The following is a 24,018-nucleotide window of genomic DNA, read 5'->3' as shown; positions in this document are numbered from 1 at the left end:
TTATGTCTGCCTTATTCAGGTGACTATAGCATCAGGGTTCCACCTCTTCCCATTCCGAACAGAGAAGTTAAGCCTGATCACGCCGATGGTACTGCGTAACAGTGGGAGAGTAGGTAGTCGCCGTTTTCAGAGAGTTCATCCCCTTGGGTCGAAAGACACGAGGGGATGAATTGTTTTATACCATACCCTGTTTAACAAGGATTCCCGACCACCTCTTTCTTAGTCCATCCGGTATATTCCAGATTCAACCTTCAGTTTTCCGGCTTTATCATAATTATGTCTTTTGATGTATTATCAGGCTCCTTATCTTTGCCGTTGCCTTAAAAGATGAAACGTGAAGATAAATGTGTCCGTATCGTCATATCCTTTACTTTTTGACGATTCTTTTCTTGATAATGAACAGTTTTCTTGCTCTTTTCTCTTTTATTATCAGATTGAATTTTGTACTTTTGGCGAGAATCTGATAAGAAACACTTAGATATTATAATATAAACTTCTAAATAGTCCGTGAATATGGAAAACAAAATTCAAGAGTTGACCGATAAGATTTATCGTGAAGGCGTGGAAAAAGGTAATGAAGAGGCCCGCCGTCTTATTGCGAATGCTCAGGAAGAAGCTAAAAAAATTGTTGAAGATGCCCATAAAGAAGCTGAATCAATTATTGCCTCCTCTCGTAAATCTGCCGACGAACTGACAGAGAATACCAAATCAGAACTGAAACTTTTTGCCGGTCAGGCTGTGAATGCTTTAAAATCGGAAATAGCCACTATGGTGACTGACAAGATTGTGACTGCACCGGTAAAGGAGTTTGCACAAAATAAAGATTTTCTGAATGCATTTATCGTAGCTCTGGCTTCTAAATGGAGTGTAGACGAACCGATTATCATCTCAACTTCTGATGCGGAATCTTTGAAAAAGTATTTTGCTGCCAATGCTAAAGCATTGTTAGATAAAGGTGTTACCATAGAACAAGTGAATGGCATAAAGGCATTGTTTTCCGTATCTCCTGCAGACGGTTCATATAAAGTGAATTTCGGAGAAGAGGAATTTATGAATTACTTTAAAGCATTCCTGCGTCCTCAGTTGGTAGAAATGTTATTCTAAAGGGATGCGTTATGAGTAAATATTATTACTTGGTAGCCGGTTTGCCGGAACTCACACTTGAGGACAGCAAGCTGAGCTATACAGTAGCTGATTTTAAAACGGAAATTTACACGGGCTTGTCAGCTTCAGATCAGAAATTGATTGATCTGTTTTATTTGAAGTTTGACAATGCCAATGTGCTGAAGCTCTTGAAAGATAAAGAAGCCGCTATTGATACTCGGGGAAATTTTTCCGCGGAAGAACTGGCGGAATATATTTCTACCCTTAAAGAGGGAGGAGAGGTCAGTGCCAAGGAGTTTCCCGCTTATCTTGCTACTTTCATTTCCGCTTATTTTAATACTCCGGCAGAGAATGCTGTTTTATTGGAAGATCATCTGGCTGCACTTTATTATGATTATGCGATGAAGTGTGGAAATAAGTTTGTGGCTTCCTGGTTCGAATTTAATCTCACTATTAACAATATTCTCGTAGCATTGACTGCGCGTAAATATAAATGGGATGTTGCTTGCAATATTGTGGGTGATACGGAGATCTGTGAGGCATTGCGGACTTCCGGAGCCAGAGATTTCGGACTGTCGGGCGAAGTGGACTTTCTTGACCAGTTGGTGAAAATCAGTGAAATAACAGAACTGGTGGAACGTGAGAAAAAGCTGGATGCTTTGCGGTGGAGCTGGATGGAAGATGCTATCTTCTTCGATTATTTCACTATCGAACGTATTTTTGCTTTTCTGTTGAAACTGGAAATGATTGAACGTTGGATCTCCCTGGATAAGGAAAGAGGCAATCAATTGTTCCGAAGTATCATAGAGTCACTGAAGAATGAAGTGCAGATTCCTGCTGAATTCAGGTAATACTGCCAAACTCGGATAAATAAACTAAAAAAATATATGGCAACAAAAGGAACTGTTAGTGGCGTTATTGCCAACATGGTGACCCTCGTCGTTGATGGGCCGGTAGCTCAGAATGAGATCTGTTATATCTCAACCGGCGGAGACAAATTAATGGCGGAGGTGATTAAGGTCGTAGGTACACATGTATATGTCCAGGTGTTCGAAAGTACTCGTGGACTGAAAGTGGGAGCCGAGGCCGAATTTACCGGACACATGCTTGAAGTGACTTTAGGTCCCGGTATGTTATCAAAGAATTATGATGGTCTGCAAAACGACCTTGATAAGATGGATGGAGTATTCCTGAAGAGAGGACAATATACTTATCCGTTGGATAAAGGAAGTGTATGGCATTTTGTTCCCCTTGTCAGTGTGGGGGATAAAGTGGAAGCATCTGCCTGGTTAGGACAGGTGGACGAGAACTTCCAGCCATTGAAGATTATGGTGCCTTTCACTCAGAAAGGTGTTTGCACGGTGAAGTCGATTGTTCCCGAAAGTGATTACAAGATTGAAGATGTGGTTGCCGTTTTGGTGGACGAAGAAGGAAATACCGTTGAAGTGAATATGATCCAGAAATGGCCGGTGAAGCGGGCTATGACGAATTATAAAGAAAAACCGCGTCCGTTCAAGTTGCTTGAAACCGGTGTGCGTGTGATCGATACTGTCAATCCGATAGTGGAAGGCGGTACCGGATTTATTCCCGGTCCGTTCGGTACGGGTAAGACGGTACTTCAGCATGCCATTTCAAAACAGGCCGAAGCCGATATCGTGATTATCGCTGCTTGTGGGGAGCGTGCAAATGAAGTTGTGGAAATCTTTACCGAATTTCCGGAATTGGTGGACCCGCACACGGGACATAAGCTGATGGAGCGTACCATTATTATCGCAAATACATCGAACATGCCGGTAGCAGCGCGTGAAGCTTCTGTGTATACGGCCATGACGATTGCCGAATACTATCGTGCCATGGGATTGAAAGTCCTGCTGATGGCAGACTCCACTTCCCGTTGGGCGCAGGCATTGCGTGAGATGTCGAACCGTATGGAGGAATTGCCCGGACCGGATGCATTCCCGATGGACTTGTCCTCAATCATTTCTAACTTCTATGGCCGTGCAGGCTACGTGAAACTGAATAACGGCGAGAGCGGTTCTATTACCTTTATCGGTACAGTATCACCTGCCGGTGGTAACTTGAAGGAGCCGGTGACAGAGAATACCAAGAAGGTAGCCCGTTGCTTCTATGCTCTGGAGCAGGATCGTGCCGATAAGAAGCGCTATCCGGCTGTGAATCCGATCGATTCTTATTCCAAGTATATCGAATATCCTGAATTTGAAGCATACATTGCCGAGCATATCAATGATGAGTGGATCGGTAAAGTGAACGAAATCAAAACTCGCTTGCAACGCGGTAAGGAGATTGCCGAGCAGATCAATATCTTGGGTGATGACGGTGTACCGGTAGAGTATCACGTAATCTTCTGGAAGTCCGAGTTGATAGACTTCGTTATCTTGCAGCAGGATGCGTTCGACGAGATTGATGCCGTGACTCCGATGGAGCGTCAGGAGGCTATCTTGAATATGGTGATAGACATCTGTCATACGGAATTTGAGTTTGATAACTTTAATGAGGTTATGGATTACTTCAAGAAGATGATTAACATCTGCAAGCAAATGAACTATTCGAAGTTCAAGTCGGAACAATATGAAGGTTTCCAGAAGCAATTGGAGGAGTTGGTTGCCGAGAGAAGTGTCAAATAGTAGATTGAAACTAAATTGTAAATAATAACATGGCTACAAAAGCATTTCAAAAAATATATACTAAGATTACTCAGATTACCAAGGCCACCTGTTCGCTGAAAGCTACAGGGGTAGGATATGATGAGTTGGCCACTGTGAATGGTAAACTGGCTCAGGTTGTAAAGATTGCCGGTGACGAAGTGACTTTGCAGGTGTTTGAGGGTACGGAAGGTATTCCGACCAATGCCGAAGTTGTATTTCTGGGTAAATCGCCTACGCTGAAAGTGAGCGAGCAACTGGCCGGACGTTTTTTCAACGCTTTCGGTGATCCTATAGACGGAGGGCCGGAGATCGAAGGGCAGGAGGTACCGATCGGAGGTCCGTCTGTAAACCCGGTACGGCGTAAACAGCCTTCTGAGCTGATTGCAACCGGTATCGCAGGTATCGACTTGAACAATACACTGGTTTCCGGTCAGAAGATTCCGTTCTTCGCCGATCCCGACCAACCGTTCAACCAGGTGATGGCTAACGTGGCGTTACGTGCAGAAACAGATAAGATTATTCTGGGCGGTATGGGTATGACAAACGATGACTACCTGTATTTCAAGAATGTATTTTCCAATGCCGGTGCGCTCGACCGTATCGTCAGTTTCGTGAATACCACGGAGAACCCTCCGGTAGAACGTTTGCTGGTACCGGATATGGCTTTGACTGCGGCTGAATATTTCGCAGTACAGCACAATCAGAAAGTATTGGTTCTGCTGACCGATATGACTTCGTATGCCGATGCTTTGGCTATCGTGTCAAACCGTATGGACCAGATTCCTTCGAAAGATTCTATGCCGGGTTCGCTCTATTCGGATCTTGCCAAGATCTACGAAAAGGCTGTACAGTTCCCCGATGGCGGCTCCATCACGATTATTGCCGTGACTACATTGTCCGGTGGTGATATTACGCATGCTGTGCCGGATAATACAGGCTACATCACCGAAGGACAGTTGTTCCTGCGCCGTGACAGTGACATCGGTAAGGTTATTGTCGATCCGTTCCGTTCATTGTCCCGTCTGAAACAGCTGGTAACCGGTAAGAAAACCCGTAAAGACCATCCGCAGGTGATGAATGCTGCCGTGCGTTTGTATGCCGATGCCGCTAATGCCAAGACTAAATTGGAAAATGGTTTTGACCTGACCAACTATGACGAACGTACTTTAGCTTTTGCCAAAGATTACTCCAATCAGTTGCTGGCCATCGACGTCAATCTGGATACAACCGAAATGCTCGATGTAGCATGGGGACTGTTCGGCAAATACTTCCGTCCGGAAGAAGTAAATATCAAGAAGGAACTGGTAGATCAGTATTGGAAAAAATAGTAAATAAACGAGATGGCTATAAAGTTTCAATATAACAAAACCTCCCTTCAGCAGCTCGAGAAGCAACTGAAAGTGCGGGTACGTACTCTCCCGATTATCAAAAACAAGGAGAGTGCCCTTCGCATGGAAGTGAAGCGCTGTAAAAGCGAAGCTGCCGATCTGGAGGAAAGGCTGGAAAAACAAATCCAGGCTTATGAAGCCATGTTCGCACTTTGGAATGAGTTTGACACCTCATTGATAAAAGTAAATGATGTTCATCTTGGTGTCAAGAAAATAGCCGGTGTACGGGTGCCTTTGCTCGAAAATGTGGATTTCGAGATCCGTCCGTACAGTCTGTTTAATGCTCCTAAGTGGTATGCCGACGGTATACACCTGCTTAAGGAGTTGGCACATACCGCTATAGAGCGTGAGTTTACGCTGGCCAAGTTGGGCTTGTTAGAACATGCGAGGAAAAAGACCACTCAGAAAGTGAATCTTTTTGAGAAGGTTCAGATACCGGGGTATCAGGATGCTTTGCGCAAGATCAAACGATTCATGGAAGATGAAGAGAATTTGTCTAAGTCGTCGCAAAAAATTCTGAAGTCACAGCAGGAAAAAAGGAAGGAGGCAGAAGCATGATTACGAAAATGAAGAAACTCACGTTCCTGGTTTATCATAAGGAGTACGAAGATTTCCTGAACAGTCTTCGTGAACTCGGAGTGGTCCATATTGTAGAGAAGCAGCAGGGAGCGGCTGAGAATGCCGAGTTGCAGGACAACATCCGTCTTTCTGCCCGTTTGGCTACGGCATTGAAATTGCTTCAGAGCCGGAAACACGGGAAGGATGTGGTCATTGCAACCCATGGCGGCAGTGCCGAACGCGGCTTGCAGGTGCTCGACGAAATAGATGCCTTGCAGGCCGAACACAGTAAACTGTTGCAACAGCAGCAAACCTGTGGCAAGGAGAAAGACGCTTTGGAGGCTTGGGGAGACTTTGATCCGGAAGGCATACAGCGGTTGAAAGATGCCGGTTATGTAGTCGGGTTCTATACCTGCTCCGAAGGTAACTACAAGGAAGAATGGGAAGCGGAATACAATGCTATGGTCATCTGCCGCATATCCTCAAAAGTCTTTTTCATCACCGTGACCAAGGACGGGGAGGAAATCGACCTGGATGTAGAGCAAGCTAAACTGCCATCGCAGTCACTGGCCCAGCTCGAGGCGCAGTATGCAAATACAGAGACCGCACTTGAAGAGAATGAAAAGAAGTTGGTCGCTTTGTCCGAAACCGATATCCCTTCGCTGAAGGAGGCTTTGAAACAGGTGCAGACTGAAATAGAATTTTCAAAAGTCGTATTGAGTACAGAGCAGACTGCGGGTGACAAATTGATGTTGCTCGAAGGATGGGCCCCTGCTACCAGCAAGGTAGAGATAGAGGCTTATCTGAACGATGCACATATTTATTATGAGATCACAGATCCGACACCGGAAGACAACGTGCCGATCGAACTGAATAACAAAGGTTTCTTTGCCTGGTTCGAGCCCATTTGCAAACTCTACATGTTGCCCAAGTATAATGAACTGGACCTGACCCCGTTCTTTGCCCCGTTCTTTATGATCTTTTTCGGGCTCTGCCTGGGAGATTCCGGCTATGGATTATTCCTGTTTGTGGGAGCTACGGCTTATCGTCTGCTGGCGAAAAAACTGAGTCAGTCGGCCAAATCGATCATCTCGCTGATCCAGATACTGGCCACTTCCACTTTCTTCTGCGGATTTTTGACCGGGACTTTTTTCGGAGCCAATATTTACGATCTGCCCTGGCCGTTCATCCAGCGCCTGAAGAGTGCCGTTTTCATGGATAATAATGACATGTTCCAGCTCTCGCTGATTCTGGGTGCGGTGCAGATCTTGTTCGGTATGGTACTGAAAGCTGTCAATCAGACTATCCAGTTTGGCTTCAAGTATGCCATTGCTACAATCGGATGGATCATCCTCTTGCTATCGTTAGCCTTCTCGGCACTGTTGCCGAAAGTGATGCCGATGGGAAGTACGGTTCATTTGATCATCATGGGTATTGCCGGCGTTATGATTTTCCTGTTCAACAGTCCGGGAAAGAACATCTTCCTGAATATCGGGCTGGGCTTATGGGATTCTTATAACATGGCGACAGGTCTGTTGGGCGACGTTCTGTCATACGTCCGTTTGTTCGCTCTGGGATTGTCGGGAGGTATCCTTGCCGGCGTATTCAATAGTTTGGCAGTGGGCATGAGTCCGGACAATGTGATTGCCGGCCCCATTGTGATGGTATTGATTTTTGTAATCGGCCATGCCATCAATATCTTTATGAATGTGCTCGGAGCCATGGTTCATCCTATGCGTCTGACCTTCGTGGAGTTTTTCAAGAATTCCGGTTACGAAGGTGGTGGCAAAGAGTACAAACCATTCAGAAAATAAAAAGAAATTAATAGAATAATAAATTAAAAAATAAAATTAAGATTATGGAAATGAATTTGTTTATTGCTTACATTGGCATCGCGGTTATGGTTGGTTTGTCAGGCATCGGAAGTGCTTACGGAGTGACTATTGCAGGTAACGCTGCTATCGGCGCATTGAAGAAAAACGATAGTGCATTCGGTAACTTCCTCGTACTGACAGCTCTTCCGGGTACACAGGGATTGTATGGTTTCGCAGGTTACTTTATGTTCCAGACTATTTTCGGTATCCTTACTCCGCAGATTACCGCCATTCAGGCTTCTGCCGTTTTGGGTGCGGGTATTGCTCTCGGATTGGTGGCTCTGTTTTCCGCTATCCGTCAGGGACAGGTTTGCGCCAATGGTATTGCAGCCATCGGACAAGGCCACAATGTATTCAGCAACACATTGATTCTTGCTGTGTTCCCCGAACTTTATGCTATCGTGGCATTGGCTGCTACCTTCCTTATCGGTAGTGCGCTTGCATAAACTAATGATTTATAAAAAACACTTAAGCGTTTTCGACAGAACGTTTAAGTGTTTTCTGAAAAGACTTAAGCGTTTTCCGAAAACACTTAAGTCTTTTTTATGCTCTGAAATCTCGTTGTAAACGCTTGTTTGTGCTATTTTGCTTATATTTTTTGCATAAAGCATTATTTTTCAATAAATAATGCGTACTTTTGCACTTGCGTAATAAAAAGAGTTTTAAACATTTATATGGTAAAAGATTTATTAACCCCCGATTATATCTTCGAAGCCAGTTGGGAAGTGTGCAACAAGGTAGGAGGAATTTATACTGTTTTGTCTACAAGGGCAAATACGTTGCAAACTAACTTCCGTGACAAATTATTTTTTATAGGGCCGGATGTATGGCAAGGAAAGGACAATCCCTTGTTTATAGAATCTGACAATCTTTGTGCGGCATGGAAAGAACATGCCCTCAAGAAAGATGACCTTTCTGTCCGTGTCGGACGTTGGAATATTCCGGGTGACCCCATTGTTATTCTCGTTGATTTTCAGCCTTTTTTTGAGAAAAAGAATGAAATCTATACTGAAATGTGGAATCACTTTCAAGTCGATTCATTGCATGCTTACGGCGATTATGACGAAGCATCCATGTTTTCGTATGCTGCCGGAAAAGTGGTGGAAAGCTTCTATCGCTACAACCTGACTGAAAATGATAAGGTCATTTATCAGGCACATGAATGGATGACCGGCCTGGGAGCACTGTATCTGCAATTGGCTGTTCCCGAAATAGGAACCATCTTCACCACCCATGCCACTTCTATCGGCCGTAGCATTGCCGGAAACGATAAACCTTTATATGACTATCTGTTTGCTTATAACGGCGATCAGATGGCGCAGGAGTTGAATATGCAGTCGAAGCACTCGATTGAAAAGCAGACTGCGCATCACGTCGACTGCTTTACGACGGTGAGCGAAATCACCAACAACGAGTGTAAAGAACTGCTTGATAAAGCCGCTGATGTAGTATTGATGAACGGTTTCGAGGACGATTTTGTTCCTCAGGGAAGCGCTTTCACCGGTAAGCGCAAACGTGCACGTGCATTGATGTTGAATGTGGCTAATAAGCTTCTGGGTACCCATATGGACGATGACACATTAATTATCGGTACCAGTGGCCGTTACGAGTTTAAGAACAAAGGGATCGACGTGTTTCTGGAATCATTGAACCGTTTGAACCGGGACAAGGACCTGCAGAAGAACGTGCTGGCATTTGTCAATGTGCCGGGTTGGGTGGGAGAGCCCCGCGAGGATTTGCAGACACGGCTGAAAAGCAAAGAAAAATTCAATACTCCGCTCGAAGTACCTTTCATTACCCATTGGCTGCATAACATGACCCATGACCAGGTTCTGGATATGCTCAAATATCTTGGTATGGGGAATCGCCCGGAAGATAAAGTGAAGGTGATTTTCGTTCCGTGTTATCTGGACGGCAAAGATGGAATCCTGAACAAAGAATATTATGATCTGATATTGGGAGAAGACTTGAGTGTCTATCCTTCTTATTACGAACCTTGGGGATATACTCCGCTTGAGAGTGTGGCATTCCGCGTACCTACTATTACAACAGACCTGGCAGGCTTCGGCCTTTGGGTGAACAGCCTGAAAAATCAGCATGGCATCGATAATGGGGTAGAGGTGTTACACCGTTCGGACTATAATTACTCAGAGGTAGCCGACGGCATCAAAGATACGATTGCATTGTTTTCGGGTAAAACGGATAATGAGGTGAAAGAGATCCGTAAACAAGCCGCAGCTGTGGCCGAACAGGCTTTATGGAAGCATTTCATCAAGTATTATTACGAGGCTTATGACATTGCCTTGCGTAATGCCATGAAACGTCAACTAAACTAGGTATTTATTCATCAACAAGTAAACAATAACATTATGAAAATTAAAGTAAGTAATGTGAATACTCCGAATTGGAAGGAGATAACTGTAAAGTCACGTGTTCCTGCGGAATTAGAAAAACTATCTGAATTGGCACGCAACATTTGGTGGGCGTGGAATTATGAAGCTACCGAACTGTTCAGAGACTTGGATCCGGCCCTCTGGAAAGAATCTGGTCAGAATCCCGTGCTTTTGCTTGAACGTATGAGTTACGAAAAACTGGAAGCTCTATCGAAAGATAAAGTGATCTTGAAACGCATGAATGACGTATATGCTAAATTCAGAGACTACATGGATGTGACGCCCGACAGCAAACGTCCGTCTGTGGCTTATTTTAGCATGGAGTACGGTTTGAACCATGTTCTTAAAATATACTCAGGTGGTTTGGGTGTATTGGCCGGCGACTATCTGAAAGAAGCTTCTGACAGTAATGTAGATCTGTGTGCAGTAGGTTTTCTGTATCGCTATGGTTACTTTACACAAACATTATCTATGGACGGCCAGCAGATTGCCAATTACGAGGCACAGAACTTCGGTCAGCTTCCTATCGACCGTGTGATGGATGCAGACGGAAAGCCGTTGGTAGTAGATGTACCTTATATGGATTACTACGTACATGCAAATGTATGGAGAGTGAACGTAGGACGTATTTCTTTGTATCTGCTCGATACAGACAATGAAATGAACAGCGAATTTGACCGTCCTATTACTCACCAACTGTACGGAGGGGATTGGGAAAACCGTTTGAAACAAGAGATCCTGCTGGGTATCGGTGGTATACTGACACTGAAGGCATTGGGTATCAAAAAAGATATTTATCACTGTAACGAAGGACACGCCGCCCTGATCAATGTTCAGCGTATTTGCGATTATGTAGCTACCGGCCTGACTTTCTACCAGGCTATCGAGTTGGTTCGTGCATCTTCATTGTATACGGTTCACACTCCGGTGCCTGCCGGTCACGACTACTTTGACGAAGGCTTGTTCGGCAAATATATGGGGGGATATCCTGCTAAGATGGGTATCAGCTGGGACGACCTGATGGACCTTGGACGTAACAATCCGGGTGATAAGGGCGAACGTTTCTGTATGTCCGTATTTGCTTGCAACACTTCTCAGGAAGTGAACGGTGTAAGCTGGCTGCACGGAAAAGTTTCTCAGGAGATGTTCTCTTCTATCTGGAAGGGATACTTCCCCGAAGAGAGCCACGTGGGTTATGTGACCAATGGTGTACACTTCCCTACCTGGAGCGCTACCGAATGGAAACAGCTTTATGCCAAATATTTCAACGAAAACTTCCTGTACGATCAGTCAAATCCGAAGATCTGGGAAGCTATCTATAATGTGCCCGATGAAGAGATCTGGAAAACTCGCGTAACGATGAAGAACAAGCTGGTGGATTATATCCGTAAGCAGTTCCGTGAAACGTGGTTGAAGAATCAGGGAGATCCTTCACGCATTGTATCACTGTTGGACAAGATCAATCCGAATGCATTGCTGATCGGTTTCGGTCGCCGTTTTGCCACTTATAAACGTGCTCACTTGTTGTTCACCGATCTGGAACGTCTGTCTAAGATCGTTAACAATCCCGATTATCCGGTACAGTTCCTCTTCACAGGTAAGGCTCACCCGCACGATGGCGCAGGTCAGGGACTGATCAAGAGAATCGTTGAGATTTCTCAGCGTCCGGAATTCCTGGGTAAGATCATTTTCCTTGAAAACTACGATATGCAGTTGGCCCGTCGTCTGGTGACCGGAGTTGATATCTGGTTGAATACCCCGACCCGTCCGCTCGAAGCATCCGGTACATCGGGTGAGAAAGCGTTGATGAATGGTGTATTGAACTTCTCTGTACTCGACGGATGGTGGCTTGAAGGTTACCGCGAAGGTGCAGGTTGGGCATTGACCGAAAAACGCACTTATCAGAATCAGGAACATCAGGATCAGCTCGACGCAGCTACTATCTACAGTATCCTTGAAACAGAAATCCTGCCGCTGTATTATGCACGTAACAAGAAGGGATACTCTGAAGGCTGGATTAAGAGTGTGAAAAACTCAATCGCCCAGATCGCTCCTCACTATACAATGAAACGTCAGCTCGACGATTACTACAGCAAGTTCTACTGTAAGGAAGCTAAACGCTTCAAAGAACTGTCTGCCAATGACAATGCAAAGGCAAAAGAAATAGCAGCCTGGAAAGAAGAAGTCGTTGCTAAGTGGGACTCTATCGAGATCGTTTCCAAAGAGAGAGAAGCAGACATTGTACAAGGCGATATCGAAAGCGGCAAAGAGTATACCATTACAATTGTAGTTGACGAGAAAGGATTGAACGATGCGGTGGGACTGGAGTTGGTTACAACTTATACAACTCCGGAAGGTAAGCAGCATGTTTATTCGGTAGAACCATTCAGCGTGATCAAGAAAGAAGGCGATCTGTATACATTCCAGGCTAAGAATGGCTTGTCGAATGCGGGAAGCTTTAAAATAGCATACCGTATGTTCCCGAAAAATCAGGATTTACCTCACCGTCAGGACTTCTGCTACGTACGTTGGTTCGTCTGATTGATGTAGAGTAAAGAGAGATTTACCAAATTTATTTTGAAGGGCTGTTTTGAAGTGTATACTGTCAAGACAGCCCTTTATTGCTTAAAGTCGATGTATTATGAGAAGGATTTTTATTTTTATTGCTTTTGCACTGTGCAGTTTGTGGCAATTGAGAGCTCAGTCTGATACGACTTCGTTCCTGTTTGATAAGTATGAAGATGCCCAAGTGCTCCTGAGAGCCGGAGGCGAATTGAAGTCCCAAATGAATTACAATATAGTAGTCAATAAATTTTATTTTATAGACCCTCAGGATAAGCAGGTGAAAGAGCTTGCCAATCCGGGAGATATTCTGCTGATCAAGATAGCGGGACGTACATTTTATCCCGAATCCAACGGAGCCGGTATAGAAATGTTGCCGACCAAACCGGTGGTTTACGTTCAGTATAAAGCTACCGCCCGTAAGGAAGCTCCCATGGGGGCTTATGGTACCCGTTCGGAAACAACGGCAGTTCAGAGCTATGGCACTATAACGAGCAACGGACAGTCTTACAAGCTGGAAGGTGAAAAAATTATTGTCACCAATCGACACCATATCTATTGGGTGGAGAAGGAGGATAAAATGAAGCAGTTCCGCAGCTTTAAGCAACTTGCCAAAATCTACTCAAAACATCGTGCGGAGGTGGAGAAGTATATTGAAGATAATAAGGTGAATTTTGAAGATGTGGATCAGATTGTGAAGCTCTGTTCTTATGCCGATTCACTGAAATAAATCGGAGTCCGTACCTCTCTATCGGGTAGTCCGTCAAATAAAAAATGAAGATGTGCCGATATTCATATTCACCACAGATTACACAGATTTATATTATTGGTTGTCAGTAGACTAAAATCGTTTTGTGTAAATCTGTGTAATCTGTGGTGAGTTATGACATCGTATTTCACTGATTACTTATTCAGCACTTCTTCCAGTTTGGTCTGAAGCTTTTCGCCGTGCAGGCCGCGTGCCAGGATCGTTCCGTCAGCGTCCACCAACATGGTGTGGGGGATACTCTTTACAGCATACAACTGTGCACCTTCATTTTGCCAGCCTTTCAGGTCGGACATCTGAGGCCATGTGATGTTCAGCTTCTTGATGGCATCTTTCCATTTATCGGCATCCTGATCCAGAGATACACCTACAATTTCGAAGTTTTTGCCTTTATATTTTGCATAAGCTTCTACAATGTTAGGCATTTCGCGGCGGCATGGACCACACCAGCTTGCCCAGAAGTCAACCAATACCACTTTGCCTTTGCCTACATAGTCAGACAGTTTCACCGGTTTTCCGTCAGGTGTCAGCATTTCGAAGTCGATGAATTTCTGTCCGGCGGCAGTAGCTTTCTGCTTTTCAGTGATATCCTTGATTTTCACGATCATTTCGTCATCCTGATAGTTGGCGGGAATTTGTTTCAGCAGAGCGTCGTTATCCTCGGTAGAGTTTTCATAGAAGCTTTGTTTGAACAACATGATACCTACCGGATTGGTGATATTCTTCTGTACGCCTTCTTTGATAGCCTGGCTATACGCCTCTTCCAGTTCTGAAAATTCTTTTTGTTTAGCCATCTTCTGGTCGTCGGTCAATGTGCTGTCGCCCATAGCCTGATAGATAGCGGCCTGTTTCTGGTCGATTGCATTTATCTTGTTCCGTATCTCCTGATAAGCATCGTTGTTCGGAGTACCGGTTGCCGATTTATCGTCTTTAGACAGGTTTACCTTGATTTTACCGTTTTCGAGGAAGAAATCCACATAGACTCCGTCGCCGTCTTTAGAATAAGTGATGTAGCGGTTCACTACGGAATCTTGTGCGCCTTCGAATGTAAATGTTCCGTTAGCGATGATAGCTGTGTCCAGTTTGTTGAACTGTCTGTTCACACGTTCCTGGATAAATACAGTATCTCCGTCGGCAGCGCCTTCCACAGTACCTGTTATTACATAACCGGGTTTGTTGTTGTTACAAGATGCCACTCCGAGAGCAACTGCTGCAACAGCCAGATAAGTTAACTTTTTCATTGCTTTAGTATGTTTAGTGAATAAATATTTATGCAAAGATAGGTGTTTTTTTAATTCCGGATAGAATTTCTCTGTTATATTAGATTAACATGTATGTACGAATCGGATAAATGTGTACCTTTGCACCCCAAATTAGTATGAATATGCAAGAAAGCAAATCCATTATTGAGGTGAACGGTGTGTCTAAATTCTTCGGTGAGAAAACTGCCTTGGATCATGTGACCCTGAATGTAAAGAAAGGTGAGTTCGTCACCATTCTGGGGCCTTCGGGATGTGGCAAGACTACTTTGTTGCGCCTTATCGCCGGCTTCCAGACAGCTTCGGAAGGCGAGATAAAAATATCGGGGAAAGAAATCACACAAACTCCTCCACACAAACGTCCGGTAAACACGGTATTCCAGAAATACGCTCTGTTCCCGCATCTGAATGTATATGATAATATCGCTTTTGGGCTGAAACTGAAGAAAATGCCCAAGCAGACCATTGAGAAGAAGGTAAAAGCGGCTTTGAAGATGGTGGGGATGACCGATTACGAATATCGTGATGTAGATTCGCTGTCCGGCGGACAGCAGCAGCGTGTGGCCATTGCCCGTGCCATCGTCAACGAACCGGAAGTGTTGCTGCTTGACGAGCCTTTGGCAGCTCTCGACCTGAAAATGCGTAAAGACATGCAGATGGAGTTGAAGGAGATGCACAAATCATTAGGGATCACTTTTGTGTATGTCACTCACGATCAGGAAGAAGCACTGACGCTAAGCGATACGATTGTAGTCATGAGCGAGGGACGCATCCAGCAGATTGGTACTCCGATCGATATATATAACGAGCCTATCAATTCGTTTGTAGCCGATTTCATCGGAGAAAGTAATATCCTGAACGGAGTGATGATCCACGACAAACTGGTACGTTTCTGTAATACCGAATTCGAGTGTGTAGACGAAGGTTTTGGCGAGAACATGCCCGTGGACGTAGTGATCCGTCCGGAAGACCTTTACATCTTTCCGGTTTCGGAAGCGGCGCAACTGACCGGTGTGGTGCAATCGTCTGTCTTTAAAGGCGTACATTACGAAATGACGGTTCTCTGCAATGGCTATGAATTTCTGGTACAAGACTATCATCATTTTGAAGTCGGGGCTCTTGTCGGGTTGCTGGTGAAGCCGTTCGATATTCATATTATGAAGAAAGAGCGTGTGTGCAATACTTTTGAAGGCAAGCTGATCGACGAAACCCATGTGGAGTTTTTGGGATGCAACTTCGAGTGTGCTCCTGTCACGGGGATCGAAGCAGGCAGCGAGGTGAAGGTGGAAGTCGGTTTCGACCACGTGATTCTTCAGGACAACGAAGAAGACGGTGCACTGACCGGAGAGGTGAAGTTTATCCTTTATAAGGGTGACCATTATCATCTGACTGTGCTTTCGGATTGGGACGAGAATGTGTTTGTAGATACGAACGACGTATGGGACGATGGCGACCGTGTAGGTATCACCATCCCCCCGGACGGTATCAGAGTAATTAAGAACTAATAAAATAAGAGTTAAGAGTGAAAAGATTATCGGTCTTTTTTTCATCACGTAAGAGTTGGACACTCCCTTACATTATCTTTTCGGCGATCTTCGTCGTTATTCCGCTACTCCTTATCGTGGTCTATGCTTTCACCGATGACAGCGGACATCTGACTTTGGAAAACTTTGCGAAGTTTTTTCAGCACCACGAAGCTATCAATACCTTTGTCTATTCCATCGGTATTGCCATTATTACCACCATTGTCTGTATCCTGCTGGGCTATCCGGCAGCATGGATACTGAGCAACGCAAAACTGAACCGGTCGAAAACAATGGTCGTACTGTTTATTCTTCCCATGTGGGTCAACATTCTGGTACGTACGTTGGCTACGGTAGCCTTGTTCGACTTTTTCAGTGTTCCGCTCGGTGAGGGTGCCCTGATATTCGGTATGGTCTATAACTTCATACCATTTATGATTTACCCCATCTACAACACTTTGCAAAAGATGGATCACAGTTATATTGAGGCTGCGCAGGATCTGGGTGCCAATCCCGTTCAGGTCTTTTTTAAGGCCGTGCTTCCGCTTTCCATGCCGGGGGTGATGAGTGGCATCATGATGGTTTTCATGCCTACTATCTCAACCTTTGCCATTGCCGAGTTGTTGACGATGAACAACATCAAACTGTTTGGTACCACAATCCAGGAGAATATCAATAACAGTATGTGGAACTATGGCGCAGCCCTGTCGCTGATTATGTTGCTGCTGATTGCCGCGACCTCTCTGTTCAGCACCGACGACAAAGATAATACGAACGAAGGAGGTGGGTTATGGTAAAGAAGATTTTCGCCCAGACCTATTTGTGGATTCTGCTTTTGCTGCTCTATTCGCCTATCGTGATTATAATGATCTACTCTTTTACCGAGGCAAAAGTGCTGGGCAACTGGACCGGATTCTCCACAAAACTGTATTCGTCACTGTTCACTACCGGCACTCACCATTCGCTGATGAATGCGCTGATCAATACCGTGACCATTGCTTTGATTGCAGCTACGGCTTCCACCCTGCTGGGGAGTATCACCGCTATCGGCATCTTCAACCTGAAGGCACGTTCGCGGAAAGCCATCAGCTTTGTGAACAGCATTCCTATCTTGAATGGGGATATTATTACCGGTATTTCACTGTTTCTGTTGTTTGTGTCGCTGGGGATATCGCAGGGATACACGACCGTTGTACTGGCACACATCACTTTCTGTACTCCTTATGTGGTACTCAGCGTGTTGCCCCGTCTCAAGCAGATGAATCCTAATATTTACGAAGCCGCCCTCGATCTGGGAGCGACTCCGATGCAGGCACTCCGCAAAGTGATTGTTCCGGAGATTCGTCCGGGAATGATTAGCGGTTTCATGCTTGCGCTGACACTTTCTATCGATGATTTTGCAGTAACGGTATTTACGATCGGTAACGAAGGTCTCGAGACACTTTCCACCTATATCTATGCCGACGCCCGCAAAGGAGGGCTGACTCCGGAACTGCGTCCGCTTTCGACCATTATTTTCGTGGTAGTGCTGGCATTGCTGATTGTCATTAACCGGCGTGCCGGAAAAGAGAAAAAGTGACGCCTGACGTTGGTCGGCCTCGCCGTTTAAAGCGAGAGGCCGCTGGTTTAAAACCCAACTGTCATTGCTTTTAAAGATAGTGTCCGTTGGTTTGAAACCAACCTCCTTTGGGTTTTAAACCAAAATAGAAGAGAATTTACGAGAATCAAGAAATAGTATAAAGTGCTAATGAATAAGCTGTTAATAACTCTTTGCCTTGCAGCGTCGTTTATGCTTTCCGGTTGTTACAATTCCGGTGAGCCCCGCGAAAAGGTATTGAAAATTTATAACTGGGCCGATTATATCGGCGACGGAGTGCTGGAAGATTTCCAGGCATATTATAAGAAGCAGACAGGCGAGGATATTCGTATTGTCTATCAAACTTTCGATATCAACGAAATCATGTTGACCAAGATCGAAAAAGGGCACGAAGATTTTGATGTGGTATGCCCTTCGGAATACATCATCGAGCGGATGTTGAAGAAAGACTTGCTGTTGCCCATCGACACCGTTTTCCCCCATTCGCCCGACTACATGAATGACGTGTCTCCTTATATCCGGGAACAGATCGATAAGTTGAGTCAACCCGGACGCGTTGCCAGTCATTATGCCGTGTGTTATATGTGGGGAACGGCCGGGATACTGTATAACAAGGCTTTTGTTCCCGATGCGGATGCCGAGAGTTGGAGTTGCCTTTGGGATCGGAAATATGCCGGCAAGATATTGATGAAAGACAGTTACCGCGATGCGTATGGAACGGCTATCATTTACGCACATGCCCGTGATCTGGCCGGAGGCAAGGTGACAGTAGAGGATCTGATGAACGACTATTCTCCCCGTGCAATGGAGATTGCCGAAAAATACCTCAAGGCGATGAAACCCAATATAGCCGGTTGGGAGGCAGACTTCGGTAAAGAGATGATGACCAAAAATAAAGCATGGCTCAATATGACCTGGAGCGGAGATGCCAAATGGGCCATCGAAGAAGCGGATGCGGTAGGGGTGGACCTGGACTATGTAGTGCCTCGGGAAGGAAGCAACATCTGGTATGACGGCTGGGTGATTCCTAAGTATGCCGGCAATCCGGAGGCTGCCAGCTATTTCATCAACTTCATGTGCCGTCCCGACATTGCTTTGCGGAATATGGAAGCGAGCGGTTATGTAAGTGCTGTGGCTTCGCCTGAAATCATGGAGGCGAAGACAGACACCACCCTGACTTATTATTCGGATTTGAGCTATTTCTTCGGACCGGGAGCAGACAGTCTGCAGATTGATAAGATACAGTATCCGGACCGTCAGGTGGTAGAACGTTGTGCCATGATTCGTGATTTCGGCGATAAGACGAAAGATGTTCTTGAAATCTGGTCACGCATTAAAGGCGACAATCTGGGAGTGGGCATTACGATCCTGATCTTCGTAGTAGTAGGTTTGATGAGCGGCTGGATGATTTATAAACGGATACAGCGCTATAAACACAAGAAGATACAGAGGCACCGGAGCCGCAGGCGGAAAAAACAGAAGTGGGACTAAAGCATCGTCAAAATCTCAATTTTAATAAAAAAAATAAAAGAAAATGATGATTTTGTTTCTCAGTCTGTTGTAAATGTCTATATTTACCGCGTATTAAAGATTTCTGATAGGATGTGTTTTATTTCCAAGGTACTTGTAGAGTAATTTATCTCCTTATTAAGACTTCTCTAAGATAACAAATTTATTAATTGTATTAATTATTTTTTCAATGAACATTTTTATTGCAGGTATCAGCTATAATCTTAGCAACGCTGATTTAGGAGAATTATTCGAAGATTTTGGAGAAGTTATTTCAGCCAAAATTGTCATGGACAGAGAAACTGGCCGTTCTAAAGGATTCGGTTTTGTAGAAATGCCTAATGACGAAGAGGGAAATGCTGCCATCGCAGCACTGAACGAAAAAGAAATAGACGGAAAGACACTTGCCGTATCAGTTGCACGCCCGAGAGAAGAAGGTCCGCGTCGTAACAACAATTACGGTGGTGGTAACCGTGGTGGCTATGGTAACAACCGTGGTGGCGGTTACGGTGGTGGTAATCGTGGCGGCGGCTATGGCGGCGGTCGTGACAGATATTAATCGAAAAAGATTACCTGTTTGTCAAAACAGACTTATAGAGGAGATGCTCGGGATTTATTCCGGGCATCTTTTTTTGTGGTTTTATCTCTATGCCAAGCGGTACATTTTGTAGGTAGAGCTTTTCGATATAGATAAATTCTGAGACGAATAAGAAGAAAAAAAACTACGGGATATTCGTAGATTATTTGCTTTTATTTTTATCTTTGCATTTATAGAAATGGAGAGCTTATGAAGAATATCAGGCAATTTCATCTCCTAAGTTCAATTCTGGGGGGAGTATTTTTATTTTCTTCCTGTTCGGTCGTTCCCAAGGCCGGAGAGAAAAATCTTTCGGAGCAATGGCCGGTGGTCGCTTCGTATCAATGGGTCGGTCAAGACTCGGTTGTGGTATGTGATCTCAGCTTGCTGAAAGATACGGTTGACTTACCGTCCAGCTTCTTCTTGAAAGACTTTCAGATCATCAAGCTCGATAATCGTGATGAAGCGATGGTCGGAGAAAACAATCTGTGTGCTTCCGAAAACTATATCCTTGTCTACGGCTCTGTTAATGAACTCCATCCCTGCCGGTTATTTACTAAAAAAGGAGAGTTTATTTCCAATATAGGTGCCATCGGGCAAGGGCCGGGAGAGTATCGTGCCGTATACAAAGCCGAGATTGACGAAAAACACAATTGCATCTATCTGATGCCTTTCGCTAACTGTAATGTCATCTATGTCTATGATCTGGCTGGGAAGCCGTTGCGTTCCATTCCGTTACATCAGTCGGTCTCCAAGGCTGTATTCAAGGTCGATGCCGATAAACGTGAACTTACGGTGGGGGCACTTCCCTTTACCGGATACCCTTTTGTGGCATGGGTACAGGATTTTGAAGGACATCTGCTCGATTCGGTCCCTGCTGCCAGGCATCTGTCTGTTCTTCCCGATTATAGCAATGAGGTGATGTACGGTGCCAATACGGAAGTATTCGATTTTTATATCAGCACCTTCTTTGAACTGCGTCCCGATACGCTTTATCATTATATCCGTTCGGAAAGCAGGCTGAAGCCCCGCTTCACACTCAACATTGGAGACAGAAAACGTTCGATAACCACATTCTATGAGTTGCCTCAGGCCTATGTCGGCAGATTGATGGTAGAGGAACAAGTGGGTGATGGAATGTGGGAGACGAAATCACCTTCGAATTTTATAGTGGATAAGGCATCGTTGCGCGGAACTTTTTTCCGGGTGATCAATGACTTTGCGGGAGGGATGCCGGATCGGTTGTGGACCCCTTGGTCACTCCGTAACAAACAATATATAAGGCTGGTGGAACCGGGAGTGCTGAAAGCGGAAATAGAGTCTTATCTTTCCTCGGCAGATGGTAGGAAGGGGAAGAATAGGAAAAAGTTACAGGAATTGTGTGAGTCGATCGCTGAGGAAGATAATAGTTATGTGATATATGCTAAACAGAAAGGAGTTCAATAATGAAAAAAGTATTTGGATTATTGTTGTTAATTTTATTCGTCTGCACTTCGTGTGGCGATAGTGGCAGTAAGAGTGAACCTTCATTTAAAGTGTACGATGAATACTCTAAAGAGAAGAAGGTGGAAAAGAAGAATAATATCGGGAAGGCGACTTATATCTTCTGGATAAATAAAGCAGAAGCCAAGAAACTACGTGGGTTAACTTTTAATATCAAATGTAAAGTGACGATCAACGAGGACGGTAGCATAAAGATTCTCGGGTATGAAAAGGAACAGCCCTATACGGTGACTAAAAGTTTGAAGAAGTACCTGAAAACCTTCCGGGTAGACCAGGAAGCTCTGAAGGATGGAAGAGTTAAGATCGGCGATCAGGTGGTCTTTCTGCGTTATGTCGTGCTGAAGTAGGAATTGGTGAGCTTGCTACAAGGGTATACAAGGCTACAGAACTAATTATGAACTTACTTGGGGGCATAAAACTTGTCCTCCGTGCTCTCTCTGTGAGCAATTCCGTAGCTGAATGATCCAATAAAAAATCCTCTCCAGCGGACTGAAGAGGATTTTATTGTTTTAATCCTATTTACGAATGATAGATACTGCCGATTATTCAGCAGCAGCTTCAGTTGCAGTTTCTTCTGCCGGAGCAGCTTCTTCTGCGGGAGCTTCAGCAGCAGCCTTAGCAGCTTCTTCAGCAGCTTTCTTTTCAGCCAATGCTTTTGCTTTTGCTTCGTTTACTTTCTTTTCAGCTTCCAGACGTGCTTTTTCGTCAGCTTTCTTAGCTTCATCTTCTTTAGCTTTCAGAGCAGCCAAACCAGACTGTTTGTTGTTCTTCCAAGCTTCGAATTTAGCTTCTGCTTCAGCTTCGCCGAAAGCACCTTTAGCTACACCGCCGAGGAGGTGTTTTTTCATGTAAACGCCTTCACGAGAAAGGATGTTGCGAACTGTGTCTGAAGGTTGTGCACCTACCAGTACCCAGTGCAAGGCACGTTCGAAATTCAAATCTACTGTAGCAGGATTGGTGTTAGGGTTGTAAGTACCAATCTTCTCTGTAAATTTACCATCACGTGGTGCTCTGCTGTCTGCAATAACGATAGAGTAGAAAGCGTAGCTTTTACGTCCATGTCTTTGCAATCTAATTCTTGTTGCCATTTTAAATAAATGTTTTTTTAATGAATGATTTGAATTAATGCTACTAACTCGTAATAGCGGGTGCAAAGATAAAGGTTTTGTTTTGATTGACAAAGTCTTCCTGCTCTTTTTTATAATTACCGGGGTGTTCGGGGCTTTTTCACTCTATTTTGATATTTATAGAATATCCGGAAGTAAGCTGTCTGCTATTCAGGAATACCTCCTCGGATAACGGAATAGAATGGCCAGCAGAGCACAGATACCCATTGTAAACGGATAATACAGGTTTCCGATGATACTGAGCGGAGAGATCTGTGCCAGTCCGGCAGCAATCAGCATTTGTGCTCCGTAAGGGATGATCCCCTGTATCAGGCACGAGAAAGTATCGAGGATACTCGCTGTCTTTCTTCGGTCCAGATGAAACCTCTTCGCGATATCTTTAGCAATCGGTCCGGTAGTGATGATAGCGATCGTATTGTTAGCCGTGCAGAGGTTGGCAATGCTTACCAGTGCGGCAATGCTGAGTTCCGCTCCCCGTTTTCCGTTTACATGCCGGGTCAGTTTGTTAATAATGAAATCTATTCCTCCGTTGTAGCGGATGGTTTCAAGCATTCCACCCGCCAGCAGAGTGATGATGATCAGTTCACCCATTCCGGTAATGCCCGTTCCCATAGCTCCGAACCAATCGAAGAATCCGAGGCTGCCTGTAGCGATACCGATTACACCACTGGTGAAGATGCCTATTATCAAGACCAACATTACGTTCATTCCGGCTATGGCCGTTCCCAATACGATAAGGTAAGGAATCACTTTCACCCATTCGATCTCCTGTACCTGTGGCGGAGCAGCTACCGAAAGTCCCTGAAAGATATAGATACCCAGTACCACCAGTGCGGCAGGCACTACGATCATGGAGTTTACCCGGAACTTATCACGCATTACGCATTCCTGTGTCTTGGTCGAGGCAATGGTTGTGTCGGAGATGAACGAAAGATTATCTCCGAAGAATGATCCGCCCACTACCACCGCTACCATAAACGGCAGGTCTATGCCGGTTTTTTCCGCCAGTCCGATGGCAACGGGAGTCAGTGCCACGATGGTTCCCACGCTGGTACCGATAGATAAGGAGATGAAGCAAGAAGCCAGAAAAATGCCTGCCAATAAAAGGTTATCCGGCAGAATATGGAGTGTGAGGTTTACAGTGGCATCGATGGCTCCCATCTGCTTGGCACTCTGCGCAAAGGCTCCTGCCAGAATGAATATCCACACCATCAGCATGATATTTTTATTGGAAGCTCCTACCGAGAACTGATAGACGCGTTGTTCCAGATTCAGTCCCCGTGTGATGGCGATGGCATAGCACGACGAGATGAGGAAGGCTACCGTTATAGGAACTTTGTAGAAATCGTTCACCAGGATGGAGGTGACCAGATAGAGGCACAAGAATACGAATAAAGGGCTGAGTGCCCACCAGCCTGAAGTGCTTTTATGTATCTTTTCTTCGTTTATCATTGAATGATTCTTAAAATTTTGAGGTGCAAAGATAGTGAATGATAGGGAGAAAAACGGTAATTTTGCACCGACAATATAAAGATTAACGCTAACCGCTTCATGCATTTAAAAATTTCCGGAGAAGAACGCTGTGAGGCGGGAAGCTTTGGTGCGAGTTAGC

20 protein-coding genes and 1 rRNA gene are annotated in these 24,018 nt (G+C 44.9%); 18 read left to right on the top strand and 3 right to left on the bottom strand.

Annotation, left to right across the window (positions count from 1 at the left end; genetic code table 11):
• Nucleotides 1-15: 15 nt before the first annotated feature.
• The 11 genes from rrf to FDF36_RS04205 all read left to right on the top strand — a co-directional run bounded on the left by rrf (nt 16) and on the right by FDF36_RS04205 (nt 13,275).
• Nucleotides 16-126: ribosomal RNA gene (gene rrf, locus FDF36_RS04255) — 5S ribosomal RNA — on the top strand.
• Nucleotides 127-513: 387 nt separating this feature from the next.
• Nucleotides 514-1,104: a V-type ATP synthase subunit E family protein gene (locus tag FDF36_RS04250; RefSeq protein ID WP_005788438.1), complete on the top strand. Its 591-nt coding sequence runs from the start codon at nt 514-516 to the stop codon at nt 1,102-1,104.
• An 11-nt stretch (nt 1,105-1,115) separates the two neighbouring features.
• Nucleotides 1,116-1,955, top strand: a complete 840-nt coding sequence (locus FDF36_RS04245; protein ID WP_220390451.1) for a DUF2764 domain-containing protein — start codon at nt 1,116-1,118, stop codon at nt 1,953-1,955.
• 36 nt (nt 1,956-1,991) lie between these two features.
• A complete protein-coding gene (locus tag FDF36_RS04240; RefSeq protein ID WP_220390450.1) occupies nt 1,992-3,749 on the top strand; it encodes a V-type ATP synthase subunit A in 1,758 nt (585 codons plus the stop codon).
• Between the two features lie 29 nt (nt 3,750-3,778).
• A complete protein-coding gene (locus FDF36_RS04235; protein ID WP_005788433.1) occupies nt 3,779-5,098 on the top strand; it encodes a V-type ATP synthase subunit B in 1,320 nt (439 codons plus the stop codon).
• Between the two features lie 12 nt (nt 5,099-5,110).
• Complete coding sequence (locus FDF36_RS04230; protein ID WP_005788431.1) at nt 5,111-5,716, top strand: V-type ATP synthase subunit D; 606 nt, start codon at nt 5,111-5,113, stop codon at nt 5,714-5,716.
• Nucleotides 5,713-7,530, top strand: a complete 1,818-nt coding sequence (locus FDF36_RS04225; RefSeq protein WP_220390449.1) for a V-type ATP synthase subunit I — start codon at nt 5,713-5,715, stop codon at nt 7,528-7,530. Before FDF36_RS04230 ends, FDF36_RS04225 begins: the two co-directional genes overlap by 4 nt.
• Nucleotides 7,531-7,574: 44 nt before the next feature.
• Nucleotides 7,575-8,036, top strand: coding sequence for a V-type ATP synthase subunit K (locus tag FDF36_RS04220; protein WP_002562679.1), 462 nt, complete (start codon nt 7,575-7,577; stop codon nt 8,034-8,036).
• A 228-nt stretch (nt 8,037-8,264) separates the two neighbouring features.
• Nucleotides 8,265-9,926, top strand: a complete 1,662-nt coding sequence (locus tag FDF36_RS04215; protein WP_220390448.1) for a glycosyltransferase — start codon at nt 8,265-8,267, stop codon at nt 9,924-9,926.
• A gap of 33 nt (nt 9,927-9,959) precedes the next feature.
• Nucleotides 9,960-12,524, top strand: a complete 2,565-nt coding sequence (locus FDF36_RS04210) for a glycosyltransferase family 1 protein (RefSeq protein ID WP_220390447.1) — start codon at nt 9,960-9,962, stop codon at nt 12,522-12,524.
• 100 nt (nt 12,525-12,624) lie between these two features.
• Nucleotides 12,625-13,275, top strand: coding sequence for a hypothetical protein (locus tag FDF36_RS04205; RefSeq protein ID WP_220390446.1), 651 nt, complete (start codon nt 12,625-12,627; stop codon nt 13,273-13,275).
• A gap of 173 nt (nt 13,276-13,448) precedes the next feature.
• Here the strand turns inward: FDF36_RS04205 and FDF36_RS04200 are convergent, their stop codons facing one another.
• Nucleotides 13,449-14,552 carry a TlpA disulfide reductase family protein gene (locus FDF36_RS04200; protein WP_220390445.1) on the bottom strand — a complete coding sequence of 368 codons (1,104 nt, stop codon included), beginning with the start codon at nt 14,550-14,552 and terminating at the stop codon, nt 13,449-13,451.
• A 137-nt stretch (nt 14,553-14,689) separates the two neighbouring features.
• On the opposite strand from FDF36_RS04200, the gene FDF36_RS04195 reads away from it, so the two are divergent.
• The 7 genes from FDF36_RS04195 to FDF36_RS04165 all read left to right on the top strand — a co-directional run bounded on the left by FDF36_RS04195 (nt 14,690) and on the right by FDF36_RS04165 (nt 21,626).
• Nucleotides 14,690-16,075 carry a polyamine ABC transporter ATP-binding protein gene (locus FDF36_RS04195; protein ID WP_220390444.1) on the top strand — a complete coding sequence of 462 codons (1,386 nt, stop codon included), beginning with the start codon at nt 14,690-14,692 and terminating at the stop codon, nt 16,073-16,075.
• 17 nt (nt 16,076-16,092) lie between these two features.
• Nucleotides 16,093-16,890: an ABC transporter permease gene (locus FDF36_RS04190; protein ID WP_005778456.1), complete on the top strand. Its 798-nt coding sequence runs from the start codon at nt 16,093-16,095 to the stop codon at nt 16,888-16,890.
• Nucleotides 16,884-17,672: an ABC transporter permease gene (locus tag FDF36_RS04185; protein ID WP_005788416.1), complete on the top strand. Its 789-nt coding sequence runs from the start codon at nt 16,884-16,886 to the stop codon at nt 17,670-17,672. The genes FDF36_RS04190 and FDF36_RS04185 overlap by 7 nt, the downstream gene beginning before the upstream one ends.
• Nucleotides 17,673-17,840: 168 nt before the next feature.
• On the top strand, nt 17,841-19,181 hold the full coding sequence (locus tag FDF36_RS04180) for an ABC transporter substrate-binding protein (RefSeq protein WP_220390443.1): 1,341 nt from the start codon (nt 17,841-17,843) through the stop codon (nt 19,179-19,181).
• A gap of 208 nt (nt 19,182-19,389) precedes the next feature.
• Nucleotides 19,390-19,758, top strand: coding sequence for an RNA recognition motif domain-containing protein (locus FDF36_RS04175; protein WP_220390442.1), 369 nt, complete (start codon nt 19,390-19,392; stop codon nt 19,756-19,758).
• Between the two features lie 228 nt (nt 19,759-19,986).
• Complete coding sequence (locus FDF36_RS04170; RefSeq protein WP_220390441.1) at nt 19,987-21,222, top strand: 6-bladed beta-propeller; 1,236 nt, start codon at nt 19,987-19,989, stop codon at nt 21,220-21,222.
• The gene (locus FDF36_RS04165; RefSeq protein ID WP_220390440.1) at nt 21,222-21,626 is read left to right on the top strand and encodes a DUF4891 domain-containing protein; all 405 of its coding nucleotides are present in this window, start codon (nt 21,222-21,224) and stop codon (nt 21,624-21,626) included. The genes FDF36_RS04170 and FDF36_RS04165 overlap by 1 nt, the downstream gene beginning before the upstream one ends.
• A gap of 195 nt (nt 21,627-21,821) precedes the next feature.
• On the opposite strand, the gene FDF36_RS04160 is transcribed toward FDF36_RS04165, so the two are convergent.
• Nucleotides 21,822-22,367 (bottom strand): 30S ribosomal protein S16, encoded by a 546-nt coding sequence (locus FDF36_RS04160; RefSeq protein WP_220390439.1) that lies wholly within the window; start codon nt 22,365-22,367, stop codon nt 21,822-21,824.
• Between the two features lie 189 nt (nt 22,368-22,556).
• A complete protein-coding gene (locus FDF36_RS04155) occupies nt 22,557-23,858 on the bottom strand; it encodes a Na+/H+ antiporter NhaC family protein (protein WP_005778445.1) in 1,302 nt (433 codons plus the stop codon).
• Nucleotides 23,859-24,018: the final 160 nt, after the last annotated feature.

Source organism: Bacteroides fragilis, assembly GCF_019583405.1.
Classification (GTDB): domain Bacteria; phylum Bacteroidota; class Bacteroidia; order Bacteroidales; family Bacteroidaceae; genus Bacteroides; species Bacteroides fragilis_B.
Note: the sequence above shows the minus strand (reverse complement) of the source record. Positions and strands in the feature narration are given on the sequence as shown.

What these genes read in the sequence shown, in the direction of transcription:
- FDF36_RS04250 (WP_005788438.1), top strand. Translation starts at nt 514, where the DNA reads ATGGAAAACAAAATTCAAGAGTTGACCGATAAGATTTATCGTGAAGGC.
- FDF36_RS04245 (WP_220390451.1), top strand. Translation starts at nt 1,116, where the DNA reads ATGAGTAAATATTATTACTTGGTAGCCGGTTTGCCGGAACTCACACTT.
- FDF36_RS04240 (WP_220390450.1), top strand. Translation starts at nt 1,992, where the DNA reads ATGGCAACAAAAGGAACTGTTAGTGGCGTTATTGCCAACATGGTGACC.
- FDF36_RS04235 (WP_005788433.1), top strand. Translation starts at nt 3,779, where the DNA reads ATGGCTACAAAAGCATTTCAAAAAATATATACTAAGATTACTCAGATT.
- FDF36_RS04230 (WP_005788431.1), top strand. Translation starts at nt 5,111, where the DNA reads ATGGCTATAAAGTTTCAATATAACAAAACCTCCCTTCAGCAGCTCGAG.
- FDF36_RS04225 (WP_220390449.1), top strand. Translation starts at nt 5,713, where the DNA reads ATGATTACGAAAATGAAGAAACTCACGTTCCTGGTTTATCATAAGGAG.
- FDF36_RS04220 (WP_002562679.1), top strand. Translation starts at nt 7,575, where the DNA reads ATGGAAATGAATTTGTTTATTGCTTACATTGGCATCGCGGTTATGGTT.
- FDF36_RS04215 (WP_220390448.1), top strand. Translation starts at nt 8,265, where the DNA reads ATGGTAAAAGATTTATTAACCCCCGATTATATCTTCGAAGCCAGTTGG.
- FDF36_RS04210 (WP_220390447.1), top strand. Translation starts at nt 9,960, where the DNA reads ATGAAAATTAAAGTAAGTAATGTGAATACTCCGAATTGGAAGGAGATA.
- FDF36_RS04205 (WP_220390446.1), top strand. Translation starts at nt 12,625, where the DNA reads ATGAGAAGGATTTTTATTTTTATTGCTTTTGCACTGTGCAGTTTGTGG.
- FDF36_RS04200 (WP_220390445.1), bottom strand. Translation starts at nt 14,552, where the DNA reads ATGAAAAAGTTAACTTATCTGGCTGTTGCAGCAGTTGCTCTCGGAGTG.
- FDF36_RS04195 (WP_220390444.1), top strand. Translation starts at nt 14,690, where the DNA reads ATGAATATGCAAGAAAGCAAATCCATTATTGAGGTGAACGGTGTGTCT.
- FDF36_RS04185 (WP_005788416.1), top strand. Translation starts at nt 16,884, where the DNA reads ATGGTAAAGAAGATTTTCGCCCAGACCTATTTGTGGATTCTGCTTTTG.
- FDF36_RS04180 (WP_220390443.1), top strand. Translation starts at nt 17,841, where the DNA reads ATGAATAAGCTGTTAATAACTCTTTGCCTTGCAGCGTCGTTTATGCTT.
- FDF36_RS04175 (WP_220390442.1), top strand. Translation starts at nt 19,390, where the DNA reads ATGAACATTTTTATTGCAGGTATCAGCTATAATCTTAGCAACGCTGAT.
- FDF36_RS04170 (WP_220390441.1), top strand. Translation starts at nt 19,987, where the DNA reads ATGAAGAATATCAGGCAATTTCATCTCCTAAGTTCAATTCTGGGGGGA.
- FDF36_RS04165 (WP_220390440.1), top strand. Translation starts at nt 21,222, where the DNA reads ATGAAAAAAGTATTTGGATTATTGTTGTTAATTTTATTCGTCTGCACT.
- FDF36_RS04160 (WP_220390439.1), bottom strand. Translation starts at nt 22,367, where the DNA reads ATGGCAACAAGAATTAGATTGCAAAGACATGGACGTAAAAGCTACGCT.
- FDF36_RS04155 (WP_005778445.1), bottom strand. Translation starts at nt 23,858, where the DNA reads ATGATAAACGAAGAAAAGATACATAAAAGCACTTCAGGCTGGTGGGCA.